Origin of the sequence: Serratia sp. NGAS9, assembly GCF_009905295.1 — a bacterium.
Classification (GTDB): domain Bacteria; phylum Pseudomonadota; class Gammaproteobacteria; order Enterobacterales; family Enterobacteriaceae; genus Serratia; species Serratia bockelmannii.
In genome coordinates, this window is the sequence record NZ_CP047605.1 from 2,304,106 (window position 1) to 2,320,524 (window position 16,419).

The 16,419-nt window shown below is 60.3% G+C and carries 14 protein-coding genes; 9 read left to right on the plus strand and 5 right to left on the minus strand.

Annotation, left to right across the window (positions count from 1 at the left end):
• Positions 1-39 precede the first annotated feature (39 nt).
• Both GUC32_RS11190 and manA read right to left on the minus strand, forming a co-directional pair.
• Positions 40-1,572, minus strand: coding sequence for a YdgA family protein (locus tag GUC32_RS11190; protein WP_025302700.1), 1,533 nt, complete (start codon positions 1,570-1,572; stop codon positions 40-42).
• Between the two features lie 140 nt (positions 1,573-1,712).
• Positions 1,713-2,891, minus strand: a complete 1,179-nt coding sequence (gene manA, locus GUC32_RS11195; RefSeq protein WP_369435726.1) for a mannose-6-phosphate isomerase — start codon at positions 2,889-2,891, stop codon at positions 1,713-1,715.
• 476 nt (positions 2,892-3,367) lie between these two features.
• Between manA and GUC32_RS11200 the strand changes: the two genes are divergently transcribed.
• Positions 3,368-3,703 carry a hypothetical protein gene (locus GUC32_RS11200; RefSeq protein ID WP_337146862.1) on the plus strand — a complete coding sequence of 112 codons (336 nt, stop codon included), beginning with the start codon at positions 3,368-3,370 and terminating at the stop codon, positions 3,701-3,703.
• A 230-nt stretch (positions 3,704-3,933) separates the two neighbouring features.
• Positions 3,934-5,331: a class II fumarate hydratase gene (gene fumC, locus GUC32_RS11205; protein ID WP_369435727.1), complete on the plus strand. Its 1,398-nt coding sequence runs from the start codon at positions 3,934-3,936 to the stop codon at positions 5,329-5,331.
• Positions 5,332-5,380: 49 nt separating this feature from the next.
• On the opposite strand, the gene GUC32_RS11210 is transcribed toward fumC, so the two are convergent.
• Entirely contained in the window at positions 5,381-6,046 is a 666-nt protein-coding gene (locus tag GUC32_RS11210; RefSeq protein ID WP_369435728.1) for a peroxiredoxin-like family protein, read from the minus strand.
• A gap of 103 nt (positions 6,047-6,149) precedes the next feature.
• Between GUC32_RS11210 and GUC32_RS11215 the strand changes: the two genes are divergently transcribed.
• The 3 genes from GUC32_RS11215 (at position 6,150) to GUC32_RS11225 (ending at position 8,190) form a co-directional block, all read left to right on the plus strand.
• Positions 6,150-7,040, plus strand: coding sequence for a LysR family transcriptional regulator (locus GUC32_RS11215; RefSeq protein ID WP_025302705.1), 891 nt, complete (start codon positions 6,150-6,152; stop codon positions 7,038-7,040).
• 1 nt (position 7,041) lies between these two features.
• Positions 7,042-7,731 (plus strand): YafY family protein, encoded by a 690-nt coding sequence (locus GUC32_RS11220; RefSeq protein WP_025302706.1) that lies wholly within the window; start codon positions 7,042-7,044, stop codon positions 7,729-7,731.
• A gap of 90 nt (positions 7,732-7,821) precedes the next feature.
• On the plus strand, positions 7,822-8,190 hold the full coding sequence (locus tag GUC32_RS11225; protein ID WP_025302707.1) for a VOC family protein: 369 nt from the start codon (positions 7,822-7,824) through the stop codon (positions 8,188-8,190).
• On the opposite strand, the gene tus is transcribed toward GUC32_RS11225, so the two are convergent.
• Positions 8,180-9,118: a DNA replication terminus site-binding protein gene (tus, locus tag GUC32_RS11230; RefSeq protein ID WP_142590424.1), complete on the minus strand. Its 939-nt coding sequence runs from the start codon at positions 9,116-9,118 to the stop codon at positions 8,180-8,182. The two genes, GUC32_RS11225 and tus, sit on opposite strands and share 11 nt — an antisense overlap.
• Positions 9,119-9,396: 278 nt before the next feature.
• On the opposite strand from tus, the gene GUC32_RS11235 reads away from it, so the two are divergent.
• The gene (locus tag GUC32_RS11235; protein WP_337146869.1) at positions 9,397-11,193 is read left to right on the plus strand and encodes a glycoside hydrolase family 3 protein; all 1,797 of its coding nucleotides are present in this window, start codon (positions 9,397-9,399) and stop codon (positions 11,191-11,193) included.
• A gap of 249 nt (positions 11,194-11,442) precedes the next feature.
• Positions 11,443-12,606: a glycoside hydrolase family 10 protein gene (locus GUC32_RS11240; protein ID WP_149570603.1), complete on the plus strand. Its 1,164-nt coding sequence runs from the start codon at positions 11,443-11,445 to the stop codon at positions 12,604-12,606.
• A 51-nt stretch (positions 12,607-12,657) separates the two neighbouring features.
• On the opposite strand, the gene GUC32_RS11245 is transcribed toward GUC32_RS11240, so the two are convergent.
• Positions 12,658-13,926 carry an MFS transporter gene (locus GUC32_RS11245; RefSeq protein ID WP_031300458.1) on the minus strand — a complete coding sequence of 423 codons (1,269 nt, stop codon included), beginning with the start codon at positions 13,924-13,926 and terminating at the stop codon, positions 12,658-12,660.
• A gap of 147 nt (positions 13,927-14,073) precedes the next feature.
• On the opposite strand from GUC32_RS11245, the gene GUC32_RS11250 reads away from it, so the two are divergent.
• Both GUC32_RS11250 and GUC32_RS11255 read left to right on the plus strand, forming a co-directional pair.
• The gene (locus tag GUC32_RS11250; RefSeq protein WP_025302712.1) at positions 14,074-14,964 is read left to right on the plus strand and encodes a LysR substrate-binding domain-containing protein; all 891 of its coding nucleotides are present in this window, start codon (positions 14,074-14,076) and stop codon (positions 14,962-14,964) included.
• Between the two features lie 159 nt (positions 14,965-15,123).
• Complete coding sequence (locus GUC32_RS11255) at positions 15,124-16,341, plus strand: ROK family transcriptional regulator (RefSeq protein ID WP_025302713.1); 1,218 nt, start codon at positions 15,124-15,126, stop codon at positions 16,339-16,341.
• Positions 16,342-16,419: the final 78 nt, after the last annotated feature.

A 16,419-nucleotide genomic window follows, 5' to 3' on the forward strand; every position in this document is an offset into this window, starting at 1 on the left:
AAGGGCCCCGCAGGGGGCCCTTGTCAGGCTTTCAGGCGATTACTGCGCCGGTGCCGGAGCTGGTTCCGCTTCCTGCGCCGGTTCAGCGTCTTCCGCCGGGGCGCCCAGCATGGCGAACTGGCCGATGAACTCCTGCAGAGACATCTTGTTGCCGTTCAGGTCAACCTGATTGTCAGCGTAGTGGAACTTGCTCGCGATCACGCCGTCTTTCTGGGTGGTCAGCTTGAACATCTGGCCCATGGCCGCCAGGCCCTGCACTTGCTGCTGCGCCAGTTTCTGCGCGTCTTCCTCATTGTAACCCTGCAACAGAGCGGTCTTCGCGGTCACTTCGGTGGCCATCGCTTCCGGAATGGTCAGGCTGAGATCCAGCTTTTTAACCGCCTGAGCGATCACTTGATCCGGCGACTGTGCCGGGGAGGCGGCCTTGCTCGGATCGGTCATCGCCAGATCCAGCGTGAAGAGGCTCTCACCCTTGCTGTTTTTCCAGCTCAGCGGGGCGATGCTGAGGCTTGGGTTGCCTTTCAGCAGCATCGGCAGGTTCTTTTGCAGCATCTCGGAGGTCTGCTGTTCGTAGACGTCCGGATCCAGGTTCTCGCCCTGCTGCAGCAGCGCCATGGTTTGGCGGTTGTAGCTGTCGGAGAAGTCTTTCAGCGCCTTGCCGTCGACGTTGTCGATTTTCAGCGTCAGTTTACCGGCGCCGAAGTCGTTGCCCTGCACCTTGAGCGCGTCCATGGTGTAATCGATCTGGCCGCCGATGTTGCTGCTGCCTTGCTCGCCGAACTTGCTCACCAGATTGAAACCGTCCAACGCCACGGTGTCTTTACCGTCGATCGTCAGTTTGAACTGTTTCAGGGTCATCGTCTGATCGCCGAGCTTCACGCCGAACTTGCTTTCGTTGCTGTTGCCTTTCAGGTTGAAGCCCTGGAAGGTGATCTGCTCGTTTTGGCCGAATTCGTTCGGGCTGGCGAACACGATAGTGTCGCTATTGGCGTCCAGCGCGAATTTTTTCAGATCGCGGGACACGTCGGCGTCAATGGTGGCGCCGCTGAATTTCAACGAAGATTTATCCTTCTGGTAGTCCAGTGGGATAAAGTCGATGGTGGACGCGGTATCGCCGCTGTACGAGATGCGCGAATCGGCGGTAAACAGCGATTTGCCTTTGGTGGTTTCAAACAGGCCTTTCACCGCCGGGGTGTTTTCCAGCTCGGTATGCACCGACGCCATGCTCGGCAGCAGGTTGAATTTTTTCAGCTGCGCGAACGGGAACGGACCGTGATCGATGGTTTCCAGGAACGCCACTTCTTCACCGGCTTTCAGCGCCGCGTTTTCACTGGTATCCGTGCCGTCGGAACGCAGCACATAACGCACTTTACTGCTGAACAGGCCGCGTTGGTAATTTTCATAGCTCAGCTTGACGCCGGCTTTCGGCAGGTAGGCTTTCAGTTGGCCGTTGGCGTTGTCGACGACTTCGCCCATGTGCTGCTCGATCTGTTTCCCGGTGTACCAGGATGCCCCGGTCCATGCTGCGCCAAGAACGACAATGACGCTGACAGCGACTAACGATTTTTTCATAGCTCTGTTTCATCCTTTTTTCTTATCACCCTCCGTTGCGTGGGAGGGGCAAATAGGGGCCGCCAAAAAACGCCCGCAGGCGTTTAATTGTGGGGGCAGCTCTCGCTTTCAGCAAGCAATTTGCTGAAATTTATCAACGGTTAGGCCAGTTGGTTATAAACCCGGGCGATGCGGCCGCTGCCGCTGACGTTGACCGGGGATTCGAAGGCGCCGATAAAGCAGGATTCACCCGGTTTGAGCGTCAGGTGCTGCCCGGATTTTTCCAGCGTCGCTTCGCCGCTGACGCAGAACACGATAGCCGCGCTCCGCTGTGCCAGCGCCTGCGGCGCGGTGGTCAAATCGTGCAGTGAGAAGGCGAAATCTTCCACCGGGATCGGGAAGAACAGCTCGTTGCCGCGCCGCTCCGGTTGGGTCAGCAGGCCGGAAGCCGGCTGCGGGCGAAACTGCAGGTTGGCCAGCAGCTCGGGCACGTCGATAAATTTCGGCGTCAGGCCGGCACGCAGCACGTTATCCGAGTTGGCCATCACTTCCAGCGCCACGCCTTTCAGGTAGGCGTGCGGCGTTTCGGCATACAGGAACATCGCTTCGCCCGGCGCGAGCTGCACCACGTTCAGCAGCAGCGGTGAGAACAGGCCGCTGTCGTCCGGATAGAAACCGGCGATAAACCGCACGGTATCCCAGGGTTCACCCTGCTGGTTGTTGAGCGCGGCTTTCAGCACGCCGAGTGCCAGCGACTTCTGCTCGCAGCTCATCGTCAACAGGCTGGCGAACAGGGTAGACAGATGGGCGGTGTCCGGCTGCTGCAGGAAGGCGGCGATATCGTGGTGCGCGCCGGCGATAGGTTGCAGCAGGGAAACGATATCGGCCAATTCACGAAAACCGTTCATCGCCAGGAACGGCGTCAGCGCGAACACCAGCTCGGGCTTGTGATTGGGATCTTTGTAGTTGCGTTCGGCGGCGCTCAGCGGGATGCCGGCGGCGTTCTCTTTCGCGAAGCCGACCTCGGCCGCCGCTTTGCTCGGGTGGACCTGGATCGACAGCGGCTGATCGGCGCACAGCACTTTAAACAGGAACGGCAACTCGCCAAAACGGCTGGCGACGTTGGCGCCCAGCTGTTTTGGCTGGTCTTCGTCGATCAGATCGCGCAGCGAACGCAGTTCACCGTCGGCGCCCGGCACGCGGGAAGGGCTCTTGGGATGGGCGCCCATCCACAGTTCGGCCATCGGCTGATTATCCGGGTTGGCGATGCCGTAAAGACGGGTCAGCGCGTCGTGGCTGCCCCAAGCGTAATTCTGTACCGCGTTGGTCATTTTTTGCATGTCGATAAACGTCCTTCTACGTCATTGCCGCACTATTGGCAATTAACCTTCTGATTTTATACGGTTAACTCAATCTATGCCGACGACCATCATACCCTCGCGTCGGCAGGAAAAATCATGGGCGCGATCAAAACATCGCCGGATAACGTCGCGCCCGGCAACGGGGCCAAAGTATAGCGTGATAACGATCGGCGTCTCAATTGGTGCGCAGGTCTCAACGCGGCCCAGAAAATCCGTCGCAAGATTATTCTTTGGGAGAATGGGTTATTGCCGATAGCCCGCTTATCCTGCGTCATTATTTATTCTTCAGCATGTCAAACTATGTCGGCTGAATTTATTTTTTACCGTCTGAGCCATTCCCTTATTATTATTTTCGCGCTGCGCCGGGCGATCACACGTCGAGCTTAAACCGGCGCGTCAGACCCCTTTACCGTAACGGCCAACGAGTCGATTTAACGAAACAAGAGGTCTGTTGCATGAAAAAACTGTTGTTGTTGTTGTTGGGCTTTTGCACCGGCGCAGCTCAGGCGGCGGTGATTGTCGCCTATCCCTACGCGGCTCCGCGCGCCGTGGTGATCGCGCCGGCCCCGATCGTCGTTGTACCCGCGCCGGTAGCGGTTCCCACCTCGATCGCACCCGTGTCGCACCCGCTGGCACTTACCGCCGGCGTGGTGGCGACCGGGGTGTATCGGCATAATGAACGGCAGGACGCCTATGACGAGATCAATCATCTGCAGCAACAACGTATCGATGAGCTCAATCATTTACAGGCGCAACGCATCAATAATTTTAATTCGCGTCATCCGCGCTAATGGCTACCCACACTTTTATTCTCCGGACTCATTTCCGGCCGTTTATTTCGGCGCGGGTTAACCGGCGGAAAATAACCGCGTCATTGATGGGTAAAAGAGATGAAACGTGCTGTGAGATAACTCTCTTAATGCGAATAGTTATTATGTCACTATACTGGGAGTGCATGCCGACGGGGGGTAGCGCGTCGGCCTAACCCTACAATTTTAGGAATTATGCTAAGGAGATCATGATGGCAGGCGTTCGTATCGAAAAAGACTCTATGGGCCCCATCGAAGTCGCGGCCGACAAGCTGTGGGGCGCGCAAACCCAGCGTTCGTTGGCACATTTCCGTATTTCCTCCGAAAAGATGCCGACCGCGCTGATCCACGCGCTGGCGTTGACCAAACGCGCCGCCGCGCAGGTGAACGTGGATCTGGGGCTGCTACCGGCCGAGCGGGGTGCCGCCATCATCAACGCCTCCGACGAAGTGCTGGCGGATCGTCATGCTGACCAGTTCCCGCTGTCCATCTGGCAAACCGGCTCCGGTACCCAGACCAACATGAACATGAACGAAGTGTTGGCCAATCGCGCCAGCGAGCTACTGGGCGGCGTGCGCGGTGAAGAGCGCAAGGTGCATCCGAACGACGACGTCAATAAAAGCCAGAGCTCCAACGACGTGTTTCCCACCGCGATGCACGTGGCGGCGGTGATTGCGCTGCGCGAGCACCTGATCCCCGAGCTGAAAGTGCTGCACAAGACGCTGAGCGACAAGGCCGAAGCCTACCGCGACATCGTTAAAATCGGCCGCACCCACCTGCAGGACGCCACGCCGCTGACCCTGGGGCAGGAAATCTCTGGCTGGGCGGCGATGCTGGCGCACAATCTGAAACACATCGAGGACAGTATTCCGCACATCGCCGAGCTGGCGCTGGGCGGCACGGCGGTCGGCACCGGCCTGAATACCCATCCGGAGTACGCGGTGCGCGTCGCTAAAGCGCTGGCGGAATTGACCCATCAGCCGTTCGTCACCGCGCCGAACAAGTTCGAAGCGCTGGCGACCTGCGATGCGCTGGTGCAAGGGCATGGCGCGCTGAAAGGGCTGGCGGCTTCGCTGATGAAGATCGCCAACGACGTGCGCTGGCTGGCGTCTGGCCCGCGCTGCGGCATCGGCGAGATCTCGATCCCGGAGAACGAGCCGGGCAGCTCCATCATGCCGGGCAAAGTCAACCCGACCCAGTGTGAAGCGATGACCATGCTGTGCGCGCAGGTGCTGGGCAACGACGTGGCGGTGAACATCGGCGGGGCTTCCGGCAACTTCGAGCTGAACGTGTTCCGCCCGATGGTGATCCACAACTACCTGCAGTCGATCCGCCTGCTGGCCGACGGTATGCAGGGCTTCAACGAGCACTGCGCGGTGGGCATCGAACCGAACCGCGATCGCATTACCCAGTTGCTGAATGAATCGCTGATGCTGGTGACGGCGCTCAACACCCATATCGGTTATGACAAAGCGGCGGAAATCGCCAAGAAAGCGCACAAGGAAGGGCTGACGTTGAAAGCCGCAGCGCTGAAGCTCGGCCATCTGACCGAAGCGCAGTTCGATGAATGGGTACGCCCGGAGGCGATGGTCGGCAGCATGCAGAAGTAACCGCGTTCATCACCATCTCTTAACGGGGCGCGTTTGCGCCCCGTCTTTATCAGGCCAATCCTTCCAGCACCGACAACAGCGCCTGCGGCTCCGGCCGCCGGGTGTAATCGGCGTGCGCTTCGGCATAGGCAATACGGCCATCGGGAGTAATGACGAACCGCGCCGGCAGCGGCAGCGTCCAGCTGTCATCCTGGTTGAACTGCGCCAGATCGAGGCCGAGCCGCTGTTGATAGAGGGCGAGCAGCGCGTCCGGCAGGCGGTAACGCAGGCCGAATTGAGCCGCCAGGCGGTTGCCTGCATCGCTGAGTAGCGGAAAGGTGAGATCGTGATCGCGCACGGCCTGGCGGTTATGCAACGCGCTCTGCGGTGAAATGGCCACGAGCTGCGCGCCGTGATGCGTGATGGCGGGGAGTGCGGCCTGCAGCGCCTGCAGATCGAGCGTACAGTAAGGGCACCAGACCCCGCGATAGAAACTGATGACCAGTGGGCCCTGCGCCAACAGCGCCGCGGAAGAGCATGGCCGGTTTTCGCTGTCCGGTAGGATAAAGCCGGGCGCGGCGTCGCCGACCGTCAGCGCGCATTCGGTAATGCCCGACGCGATCTGCGCCTGGATCGCCTCACGCATCAGCGCGTGATCTTGCGCCGCGAGTTTGAACGGCAGTTGGTCGGCTTCGAATGCCACTTTGAAGGCATCGAGTTTGTCTTGCAGTGTCATGCGTTCTCCTGATGGGAATGAGGGGGAGCGCTCATCTTGCCCATTCCTAAATGGCGCGTGTAGACTGCAATAGATGCTAACCGTTATTCCATCAAGGAATGTCATGGGTAAATTTGCCGATTACGAAACCTATGCCTGCGTTTACGAGAGCGGTTCCTTTACCGCGGCAGCGCGGCGGCTGCACGTGGGGCAGCCGGCGGTCTCAAAAGCGGTGGCGCGGCTGGAACAGCAGCTCGGCACGCGCCTGATGCTGCGCTCGACCCACGGCCTGCAGCCGACGGATGCGGGACAGCAGCTGTATCAACGCACCCGACGTATCCTTAACGAGCTGGCGGAGACCGAAGCGCTGGTGCAGAGCGCTGGCGAGACCCTGAGCGGCCGGCTTCGGGTCGCTTCGGCGGCGGTGTTCGCCCGCATCGTTCCCTTGCCTGATTTGACGGCGTTTATGCGCGCCAATCCGCGGTTGAACGTCGATCTGCTGCTGGATGACGGCAATTTGTCGCTGATTGAAGAGGGCATCGATATTGCCCTGTGTATTGGCGAATTGGAGGATTCCGGCTTTACCGCCCGCAAGCTGGGTGAGGTAAAGCAATGCGTGATCGGCACGCCCGGCTATTTTGCCGCTGCCGGTATGCCGCAGCGGCCGGAAGATCTGTTGCAGCACGAGATGGTGATTTACCATCACCGTGGCGGCGGCGAGCAGTGGCGCTTCAGCCGTGGAGAGGAACAGCGCACGCTGCGGCTGCCAGGGCGCATGCGGGTCAACGCGGCGGAGTGCGTGCGCGAGCTGGTGATGGCGGACTTCGGTGCTACCGTCGCCAGCGAAGGCATGTTTCGCAACGAGCTGCAAAGCGGGGCGGCGATTGCGGCCTTAGCGGACTGGCAACTGCCGCCGCTGGCGCTGTGGGCGGTGTTCCCCGGCGGCCATTTCGTTTCGGCCAAGGCGCGGGCCTTTGCCGATTTTGTCCAAACCGCGTTATGCAGGGAGCCGTGATATGTCGCGCGCACAACGTTTACTCGATCTGATGCAGCTGCTGCGCAGCCACCGTTATCCGGTGGCGGGCCATGCGCTGGCGCAGACGCTGGGCATCAGCATGCGCACGCTGTACCGCGATATCGCCACGCTGCAGCAGCAGGGGGCGGAGATCGCCGGCGAGGCGGGCGTCGGTTATGTGCTGCGCCCCGGCTTCATGCTACCGCCGCTGATGTTCTCGCAGGCGGAGACAGAAGCACTGGTGCTGGGGATGCGCTGGGTCAGCCGCCACGGCGACAGTCAGCTGGCGAGTGCGGCGGGCCAGGCGCTGGCCAAGATCGCCGACGTGCTGCCGCCGGCACTGCGGGAGGAGCTTGAGGCCAACACGCTGTTGATAGCGCCGGTTCAGGCGCCGCCGGTGGCGGATGAGCTGCGGGTGCTGATCCGTGACACCATCCGCCGCGAGCGCAAGCTGCATATCGACTATCTTGACCTGGCGGGGCAGCGCAGCGAACGCCTGCTGTGGCCCTTTGCACTGGGCTTTTTCGACCAGTTCCAGATGTTGGTCGCCTGGTGCGAGCTACGCCAGGCCTTTCGTCATTTTCGCCTCGACCGCATCCAGGCCGCCACGCCGTTGGAACCGCGCTATCCGCGCGGACGGCGGCGGCTGCTGAAAGAGTGGCGCCTCAGCGAGGGCATTGCGGAGCAATAGCGGCACGCTGCTGCCATAAACTGTCAGTCGCGCGCCTTAGTCTGTGCCTATCGGGAACCGGCCGGTTCCCATCATCCAGAGGACAGACCGATGACCCTTCCCAGCATGACCCTGCTTTACGTCGACAATCCGCTGAACAGTGCCGCCTTTTATCAACGTTTACTGGGACAGGCGCCGGTAGAGCTTTCTCCCGGCTTCGCCCTGTTTGTGCTCAACAACGGCTTCAAGCTGGGGATGTGGGCCAAACAGGGGGTAAAACCCGCTGCCACGTTGACCGGCGGCGGCGGTGAGCTGGGCTTCTTGTGCCAGGATCCGCATGAGGTCGAAGCGCGCTATAACCAGTGGCGCGAACTCGGGCTGCCTATCGAGCAAACGCCGACCGAGATGGAATTCGGTTACACCTTCGTCGCGCGGGATCCGGACGGCCATCGCCTGCGAGTATATGCCCTCAGCGAGTAGCGTCATCGGCATACAGGTGCAAGCGCGGCACCAGCAGCCGCAGCGGTCGGGCGTCGGGTTTGTAACGGTGTTTCACCGCGTCGACGTCGTAGTTGAGCAGCTCGCCAATCTTCGGCACTGCGGCGCCGCTCTCTACCTGACACAGGGCGATCAGCGGCAGCGGGCAGGGGTGCTGCACCTGCTTTTGTTGCTGCTGATACCACACGCGGGCGATAGGTTGTACTTTGACCGGCCGCTTGATTTTCAGCGTCGCGTGCTGCGGCAGACGGCTGACATCGTCTATTTCGCGGCTGACCAGGGCGGCCCACTGTTCACGGCTGTGCGGCGGCACCGCGCGGCCGGCTTTCAGGCTTTTCTCCAGCTGCGCCAGGATGTCGTCCCGCTTGATGTTTTTGATGATGTGCTTGTTGGCCCAGCCGAAGCGCACCGAGTCGGGGTTGGTCAGGGCGGTGAGGGTGCGGTAGGCGCTGAGGGTAATCAGCCCGTGCAGATGGGTGTGTACGAACTCGAAACGCTGCTCCGGCGCCAGACCGGAATCGACGGTGATAATCTGCTCCAGTTCGCCCTTCAGGCGGTTGATCAGCGCCAGCTGCGCCTGCAGCGTCAGATATTCCGGTTGCTCCACCGCCAGACAGATAACGCCGGGCAGCCGCACGGCGGCCTTGCTGCTGACATTCTCCCGGTTATGGTGGATGAACAGCCGCTGATAATGCTCCAGCGCCAGATCGCGCGCCGCTTGTCCCACATGCTGTTCGACCGCGATATGCGAGATAGCCTGATGTTCCTGGCCTTTTTCAACCTCCGGCAGGCTGAACACCCGCGCTGCCAGCAAGCGCAGCGGGGTGATCTGCTGCTGCAATGCGCCCAGCGCCTGCTCTAGCTCGACAAAGCAGGCATTCATTCGGCCAATCACATCGTATCTGCTCATCGTACGCTCCTATTTTAGTTACAACATACTATAGGAGAGTAGCAGGCTGGGGGCAACATCGGCGATGGGGAAATACTCGGCTTAACTGCCCGCCCGGCTTACCAGGGGGAAATAGGGCGGGCAGCAGGGGGAATTCTCTCGCTCGTTTATTTTTTGTTTAGTCCATTTCTCGTTTGCCGTTGTCCAATCGCTGGAACAAACAGAATGGCAGGACGCTATGAGCCCTTGGGGTTATCTTTTCTTCTGTCATTAACGGGTGCTTTAACAGGAGGTTTACTGTGGATATTAAACAGAAAGTCAAAAACATGACGCTGGAAGAGAAGATCGGGCAAAAAATCATGCTGGATTTTCGCTACTGGGATCGGAACGGTAGCAGCAATCAGGATATGACCGTTCCCGATGAAGCCATTGGCAAGCTGATCGCCGATAACCACGTGGGCGGGGTGATCCTGTTCGCCAATAATCTGAAAGACAAGCAGCAGATCAAAACGTTGACGGCTTGGTATGCCGCGATGAAAACGCACGCCGGCATTCGCCTGTTTATCGGCACGGATAATGAGGGCGGTAACGTTTTCCGGCTGCCGCGCGGCGACTATGCCTCATTCCCCGGCAATATGGCGCTGGCGGCGGCGATTGAGGGCGGTGCGGATAAACAGCTCGCCGTTGAACAGGGCAAGCTGATGGCCCAGGATATGCGCGCGTTGCATATCAATACCAACTTTGCCCCGGTCGTGGACGTCAACACCAACCCGTTCAACCCGGTGATTAACGTTCGCGCCTTCAGCGATGATAAGAACACCGTGTCCCGCCTGGCCGAGAAAATAGTGGCGGGGATGAAGCAGCAAGGGCTGATCACCGCTTACAAACACTTCCCTGGCCATGGCAGCACCTCCACCGACTCGCATACCGGTTTGCCGCGCGTCGATCGTACGCGGGAAGAGGCGTTTGCCATCGATATCGCGCCTTACAAACAGGCCATTGACCGCTGTGCGGCGCCGGACATGGTCATGACCGCGCATATTCAGTACCCCGCGCTGGATAACCGCCAGATCGACACCCGCAGCGGAGAAAAAATCACGGTGCCGGCCACCATGTCGTATGAAATTCAGACCCGCATCCTGCGCGATGAGCTGGGTTATGCCGGCGTAACGATTTCAGACGCGCTGGATATGGGCGCGATTGCTGAGCACTTCACCCAACAGGGGGCGGCTGAAAACGTCTTTGCCGCCGGGGTGGATATCGCCCTGATGCCTGTCAGCATCGCTTCGCCGGCCCAGGCTAACCTGCTGCCGGACCTGATTCGTTATCTTGCGGAAAGGGTGAAAACAGGGCATCTCAGCGAGGCCGATATCGATGCTTCGGTCGAGCGCATTTTGCGCCTGAAATTACGCCATGGCCTGATGGGGCATAGCGATAAACCTTGTTCCAACGACGTCGCGTTGTCAGCGCACAAGCTGGAAAAGCGCATTGCCGATCGCTCCATTACCGTGGTCATTAACCGCCACAGCCTGCTGCCGTTGAAAGACAAGGCGCTGCGCTATTTTATCCTGACCCCGTGGGGTGAGCAGGCCAAAGGCATCGCTAACGTGATGACGCAGGAGGGCTACCAGAACGTCGTTGCCGCGAAGGAAACGGAACTGAACGATGCCCAAATCAGGGCGCATATTGCCGATTGCGACGTGTTCCTGCTCGGCACGCTTTCGACCCGCTTTACGCCTGCCGAGCAGGATGGCGTCGTGACCTCCGCCACCGGAGCGAGTAATGACAGCAGCCCTTACCCGGGCTGGTTGAAATACGCCGCCGAGCAGGGGAAAAAACGCGTTCACCTCTCATTGCGCGCGCCTTACGATATCGTGAACTATGCCGCAGACGTGGATGCAGCCGTCGCCACCTATTCTTACTACGGGTATGACAGCGGCGTATGGCGTGGCCCTTCGATGATCGCTTTGGCGCACGTGCTGACGGGGAAAATCACACCCCAGGGCAAACTGCCGGTCAACACCTGGCATGACTACGATGAGGAAACCAATACGGGCAAGGTGGCGTTCCCTCGCGGGACGGGGCTGAGCTGGTAATGGGACAAGTACCGGCGTCGTCAGAAAGGGCGACGCCGGCAGCTTGCTCGCGTTGAGAAAGCGGGCGGTTTCTTGCTCTGCACGAAACGACATGGGATAACCGTCACTCACGGAAGGAGAATATTTATGCCGACAGGCGCAACAAAACTAGGCGGATGGCTGTTGATGGCCGCCATGCTGGGCGTGAGCGGATGCGCCAAGCCCCCCGAACCGGAGAAACCTGCACAGCCGACACCGCCGGTTACACCGATGCGGGGCATCTGGCTGGCCACGGTCATTGGCTTGGACTGGCCGCCGGCGGCCTCCCTGAAAGCGGAAACGGCGCAAGAGCGGGTGCGCCTGCAGCAGCAGGGGCTGACGGACGCACTGGACGACATGGTGAAAACCGGGATTAACACGGTGTATTTTCAGGTTAAACCGGACGGAACGGCCCTGTGGCGTTCTGACATCTTGCCTTGGTCTGAGGTCTTGACCGGCACCGTGGGCCAGGATCCGGGTTATGATCCGCTGGCCTTTATGCTGCAAGAAGCGCACCGGCGCGGTATCAAAGTGCATGCCTGGCTGAACCCTTATCGGGTTTCCATGAATACCCGACAGCAAACGATTGATGCACTTAATCAGACGTTGCAGTCCCCACCGGCCAGCGTCTATGCGCTGCATCCCGACTGGATACGTACGGCCAACGACCGCTTTGCGCTCGATCCTGGCTTACCCGACGTGCGCAACTGGATCACCGGCGTGGTGGCTGAAGTCGTCAAAAACTATGACGTCGACGGCATTCAATTTGACGATTATTTCTATTATGAGACGCCGCAATCGCCGCTGGATGATGAAAAGACGTATCGCGAATACGGCAAAGGGTTTGCAGACAAGGCCAGTTGGCGAAGAGACAATACGCTGCAATTGATAAAACAGGTTTCAGCCACCGTCAGGGCGCTAAAGCCCGCTGTCGCGTTTGGCGTTAGCCCGGCGGGCGTCTGGCGAAACAAAGCGGACGATCCCGCCGGTTCGGCGACGCGGGCAGGCGCGCCATCGTACGATGCGGCCTATGCCGATACGCGCCAGTGGGTCAAACTGGGGCTGCTCGACTACATCGCACCGCAGCTGTACTGGCCTTTCGATCGTGAAATTGTCCGCTACGACGTGCTGGCCAACTGGTGGGCCGAGGTGGTGAAAGGCACGCCGGTTCGGCTTTATGCCGGGGTGGCGCTGTATAAAGTGGGCACGCCATCGGCGAGCGAACCGGCATGGACCGTCGGCGGCGGCGTTCCCGAGCTGAAAAGGCAGTTGGATCTCAACGAGAGCCTGCCGGGGATGGGGGGAACCATCCTGTTCCGGCAACGCTATCTGACCGAGCCGCAAACGGATAAGGCCGTGGAGTACCTGCGCACCCGCTGGAAAACCGGTCAATAACCACAGGCACTGGCAGGACGAGCCGCGGCAAATCGCCGCGGCTTTTTCTTTTCAAAGACGAGCGGCTTCCGGCAGGCGTTTCAGGTAATGCACCACCAGCAGCGCCAGCAACAGCATCAGGCTGATAAACGCCGCTACGCCATTCCAGCCGAAGCTGTGCCAGAACACGCCGCCGAGGGTGCCGGCCACGCTGGAGCCGACGTAATAGCAGAACAGATACAGCGACGACGCCTGGCCTTTGGCGCGGCGCGCACGGCGGCCAATCCAGCTGCTGGCCACCGAGTGGGCGGCGAAGAAACCGGCGGTGAACAGCATCATGCCGATAAAGATCGCCGGCACCTGCGGCAGCGCGGTAATCAGGATCCCGATCAGCATAATCACGATTGACGCCAGCAGCACCGGGCCACGTCCGAAGCGCGAGGTGAGCGCGCCGGCCTTGGGCGAGCTGTAGGAACCGGTGAGGTACACCACCGACAGCAGGCCGACAATCGCCTGGCTCAGGTGGTAAGGATCCGCCAGCAGGCGATAGCCGATATAGTTGAACAGGGTGACGAAGCTGCCCATCAGCAGGAAACCTTCCGCGAACAGCAGCGGCAGGCCCTTATCGTGCCAATGCAGCTTGAAGTTGATCAGCAGGGTGCGCGGGCGCAGCGAGCTGGCGCGAAAATGCCGCGAGGCAGGCAGGATACGCCAGAACATGCAGGCGGCGGCGAGGGCGAACAGGCCGATGACCCCGAGCGATACGCGCCAGGAGAAGAAGTCGGTCAATACCCCGGTCACCAGGCGGCCGCTCATGCCGCCGATCGAGTTGCCGCTGATGTACAGCCCCATAGAGAAGGCGACGAAGCTGGGATGGATCTCTTCGCTGAGATAGGTCATGCCGACCGCCGCCACGCCGCTCAGCGACAGGCCGATCAGCGCTCGCATCAGCAAAATGCCGTGCCAACTGGTCATAAAGGCGCAGATCAGCGTGCAGACCGCCGCCAGCAGCAGCGCTACCACCATCACCGATTTACGGCCGATGGCGTCTGACAGCGGCCCGGTGAACATCAGGCCGATCGCCAGCAGGCCGGTAGAGACCGAAAGCGACAGGCTGCTTTCCGCCGGCGATACGCCGAAGTCTTGCGACAGCACCGGCAGGATCGGCTGCACGCAGTAGAGCAGCGCGAAGGTTGCCAGCCCGGCGGAAAACAGCGCCAGCGTTACGCGCATAAACTGCGGCGTGCCGCGTTCGATATAGGGGAGTTTGTTGTTGAGGGTGGAGCGTTTTACTTTTGGCGCAGCGGCCGCGTCATCGTTGGCGGCCAGCGTCGACGGCATCACGGCCGCAGAACGCACAGGGGTTGTCACAGCGTTTCCTTACCGAACTTCGGGGAGATAAACAGACACTTTGCAGATAACAAAATGATAGGGAGTGGCGAATTTTTTGTCTAATATATTAATAATTCAAATTAAGATGTTTTAAATATGAATATCGAACTGAGACACCTGCGTTACTTTATTGCCGTGGCGGAAGAGCTGCATTTTGGCCGTGCCGCCGAGCGGTTGCGGATCTCCCAGCCACCGCTCAGCCAGCAAATCCAGGCGCTGGAAGAGATGGTCGGCGCGCGGCTGCTGGCGCGCAACAACCGCAACGTCAGTTTGACCCAGGCCGGGGAGATGTTCCTCAAAGAAGCCTACCAGGTGCTCGATCAGGTCGGGCGCGCGGCGGAAAAGGCGGCGCGTCTGGATCGTGGCGAACTGGGGGAAATGACCATCGGCTTTACCTCTTCCGCGCCCTTTATCGGCGTGGTGGCGCGCAGCCTGCGCACCTTTCGTCAGCAGTCCCCGCAGGTGCATATCAAAATGCGCGAAATCAACACCAAACAGCAGATCGAACCGCTGCTGAACGGTGAGCTGGATCTGGGGGTGATGCGCAACACGCGGCTGCCGGAAGCGCTGCACTATCAGCTGCTGCTGCGCGAACCGCTGGTGGCGGTGGTGCCGGAGGGGCATCCGCTGGCGGAAACGCCCGGCGGCGCGCTGCGTTTTCAACACCTGGCGCAGGAGCCGTTCGTGTTCTTCTCGCGCGAAGTGGGCACCGCGCTGTATGACGAAATCCTGCTGCTGCTCAGCAAGGCCGGCATTACTCCCTATATCACCCAGGAAGTGGGGGAAGCGATGACCATCATCGGGCTGGTCTCCGCCGGGTTGGGGGTGTCGATTTTGCCAGCGTCATTCGCCCGAGTGCGGGTGGACGGCGTGCGCTATTTGCCGCTGGCGGAGCCGGACGCCACCACCGAAGTTTGGCTGGTACATCACCGCCGCCGGCCGCTGACCGCCGCGGCGCAGGCGCTGATGGCGTTGATGCTGAAATGACGTTGAGGTTGGGCAAATAAAAATCAATTCACGCTGAAATTGCGAGGAATTTGTGCAGCAAATCACATAACGAATCAAATAGTTGACGCTGTATGACAAAAGCCCCACCATAACCCCTAGTCTTTATTTAGAAGCGCGAAAAATAGTAGGAGCCGGTTTGTGATTGCGGTTGGGCAGCCTGGGCATATCGATCAAATCAAGCAGACCAATGCGGGGGCGGTTTATCGGCTAATCGATCAGCTGGGCCCGATTTCGCGTATCGAACTGTCAAAACGCGCACAGCTGGCGCCCGCCAGCATCACCAAGATCGTGCGCGAACTGCTGGAAGCCCATCTGGTCAAGGAAACCGAGTACCAGGAAATCGGCAGTCGGGGCCGCCCGGCGGTGGGGCTGGTGCTGGACACCGAGGCTTGGCATTACCTTTCCGCCCGTATCAGCCGCGGCAGCATCACGCTGGCGCTGCGCGATCTCAGCAGCAAACTGGTGGTGGAAGAGTTGCTGCCGCTGGCGGCCGAACACCCTGAACCGCTGCTGAAACGCATCCTGACCGAAGTCGACCAATTCTTTATCCGCCACCAAAGCAAGCTGGAGCGGCTGACGGCGATCGCCATCACGCTGCCGGGCATGATCGACGTGCAGTCCGGCGTGGTGCACCGCATGCCGTTTTACGACGTGCTGGAGATGCCGCTCGGCCCGGCGCTGGAAACCCGCACCGGCCTGCCGGTTTACTTGCAGCATGACATCAGCGCCTGGACCATGGCCGAGGCGCTGTATGGCGCCTCGCGCGGCAGCCAGAACGTGATTCAGGTGGTGATCGACCACAACGTCGGCGCCGGGGTGATCACCGGCGGCCACGTGCTGCACGCCGGCAGCCACAGCGTGGTGGAGATCGGCCACACCCAGGTCGATCCGTACGGCAAACGCTGCTATTGCGGCAACCACGGCTGCCTTGAAACCGTAGCCAGCATCGAGAACATCCTGGAGATCGCCCAGCAGCGGCTGAGCGGTTCGATGAGCTCCAGCCTGCACGGCGCGCCGCTGACCGTTGAATCGCTGTGCGACGCCGCGCTGGCGGGCGATCAGCTGGCGCGGGACATCATTCTCGGCGTCGGCCACAGCGTGGGGCGCATTCTGGCGATCATGGTCAACCTGTTCAATCCGGAGAAGATCCTGGTGGGCTCGCCGCTCAACCGCGCGGCGGAGATCCTGCACCCGGCCATCGCGTCCTGCATTCGCCAGCAGGCGCTGCCGGCCTACAGCGAGCAGGTCAAGGTCGAATCCACGCAGTTCTTCAATAAGGGCACCATGCCCGGCGCCGCGCTGGTGAAAGAGGCGCTGTACAACGGTTCGCTGCTGGTGCAATTGCTGCAAGGCTAACATCAGAACTTCTTATTAATCCCGCAAAAGATTGAGCTACCTCAAGCCCCTACGTGGCAGCATCCCCTAGAATTTTTC

Excerpts from the sequence above, each read along its gene's own strand:
- GUC32_RS11210 (WP_369435728.1), bottom strand. The coding sequence starts at position 6,046 with ATGACACTGCAAGACAAACTCGATGCCTTCAAAGTGGCATTCGAAGCC.
- fumC (WP_369435727.1), top strand. The coding sequence starts at position 3,934 with ATGGCAGGCGTTCGTATCGAAAAAGACTCTATGGGCCCCATCGAAGTC.
- GUC32_RS11250 (WP_025302712.1), top strand. The coding sequence starts at position 14,074 with ATGAATATCGAACTGAGACACCTGCGTTACTTTATTGCCGTGGCGGAA.
- GUC32_RS11245 (WP_031300458.1), bottom strand. The coding sequence starts at position 13,926 with ATGCCGTCGACGCTGGCCGCCAACGATGACGCGGCCGCTGCGCCAAAA.
- GUC32_RS11215 (WP_025302705.1), top strand. The coding sequence starts at position 6,150 with ATGGGTAAATTTGCCGATTACGAAACCTATGCCTGCGTTTACGAGAGC.
- GUC32_RS11225 (WP_025302707.1), top strand. The coding sequence starts at position 7,822 with ATGACCCTTCCCAGCATGACCCTGCTTTACGTCGACAATCCGCTGAAC.
- GUC32_RS11200 (WP_337146862.1), top strand. The coding sequence starts at position 3,368 with ATGAAAAAACTGTTGTTGTTGTTGTTGGGCTTTTGCACCGGCGCAGCT.
- GUC32_RS11220 (WP_025302706.1), top strand. The coding sequence starts at position 7,042 with ATGTCGCGCGCACAACGTTTACTCGATCTGATGCAGCTGCTGCGCAGC.
- GUC32_RS11240 (WP_149570603.1), top strand. The coding sequence starts at position 11,443 with ATGCGGGGCATCTGGCTGGCCACGGTCATTGGCTTGGACTGGCCGCCG.
- manA (WP_369435726.1), bottom strand. The coding sequence starts at position 2,891 with ATGCAAAAAATGACCAACGCGGTACAGAATTACGCTTGGGGCAGCCAC.
- tus (WP_142590424.1), bottom strand. The coding sequence starts at position 9,118 with ATGAGCAGATACGATGTGATTGGCCGAATGAATGCCTGCTTTGTCGAG.
- GUC32_RS11190 (WP_025302700.1), bottom strand. The coding sequence starts at position 1,572 with ATGAAAAAATCGTTAGTCGCTGTCAGCGTCATTGTCGTTCTTGGCGCA.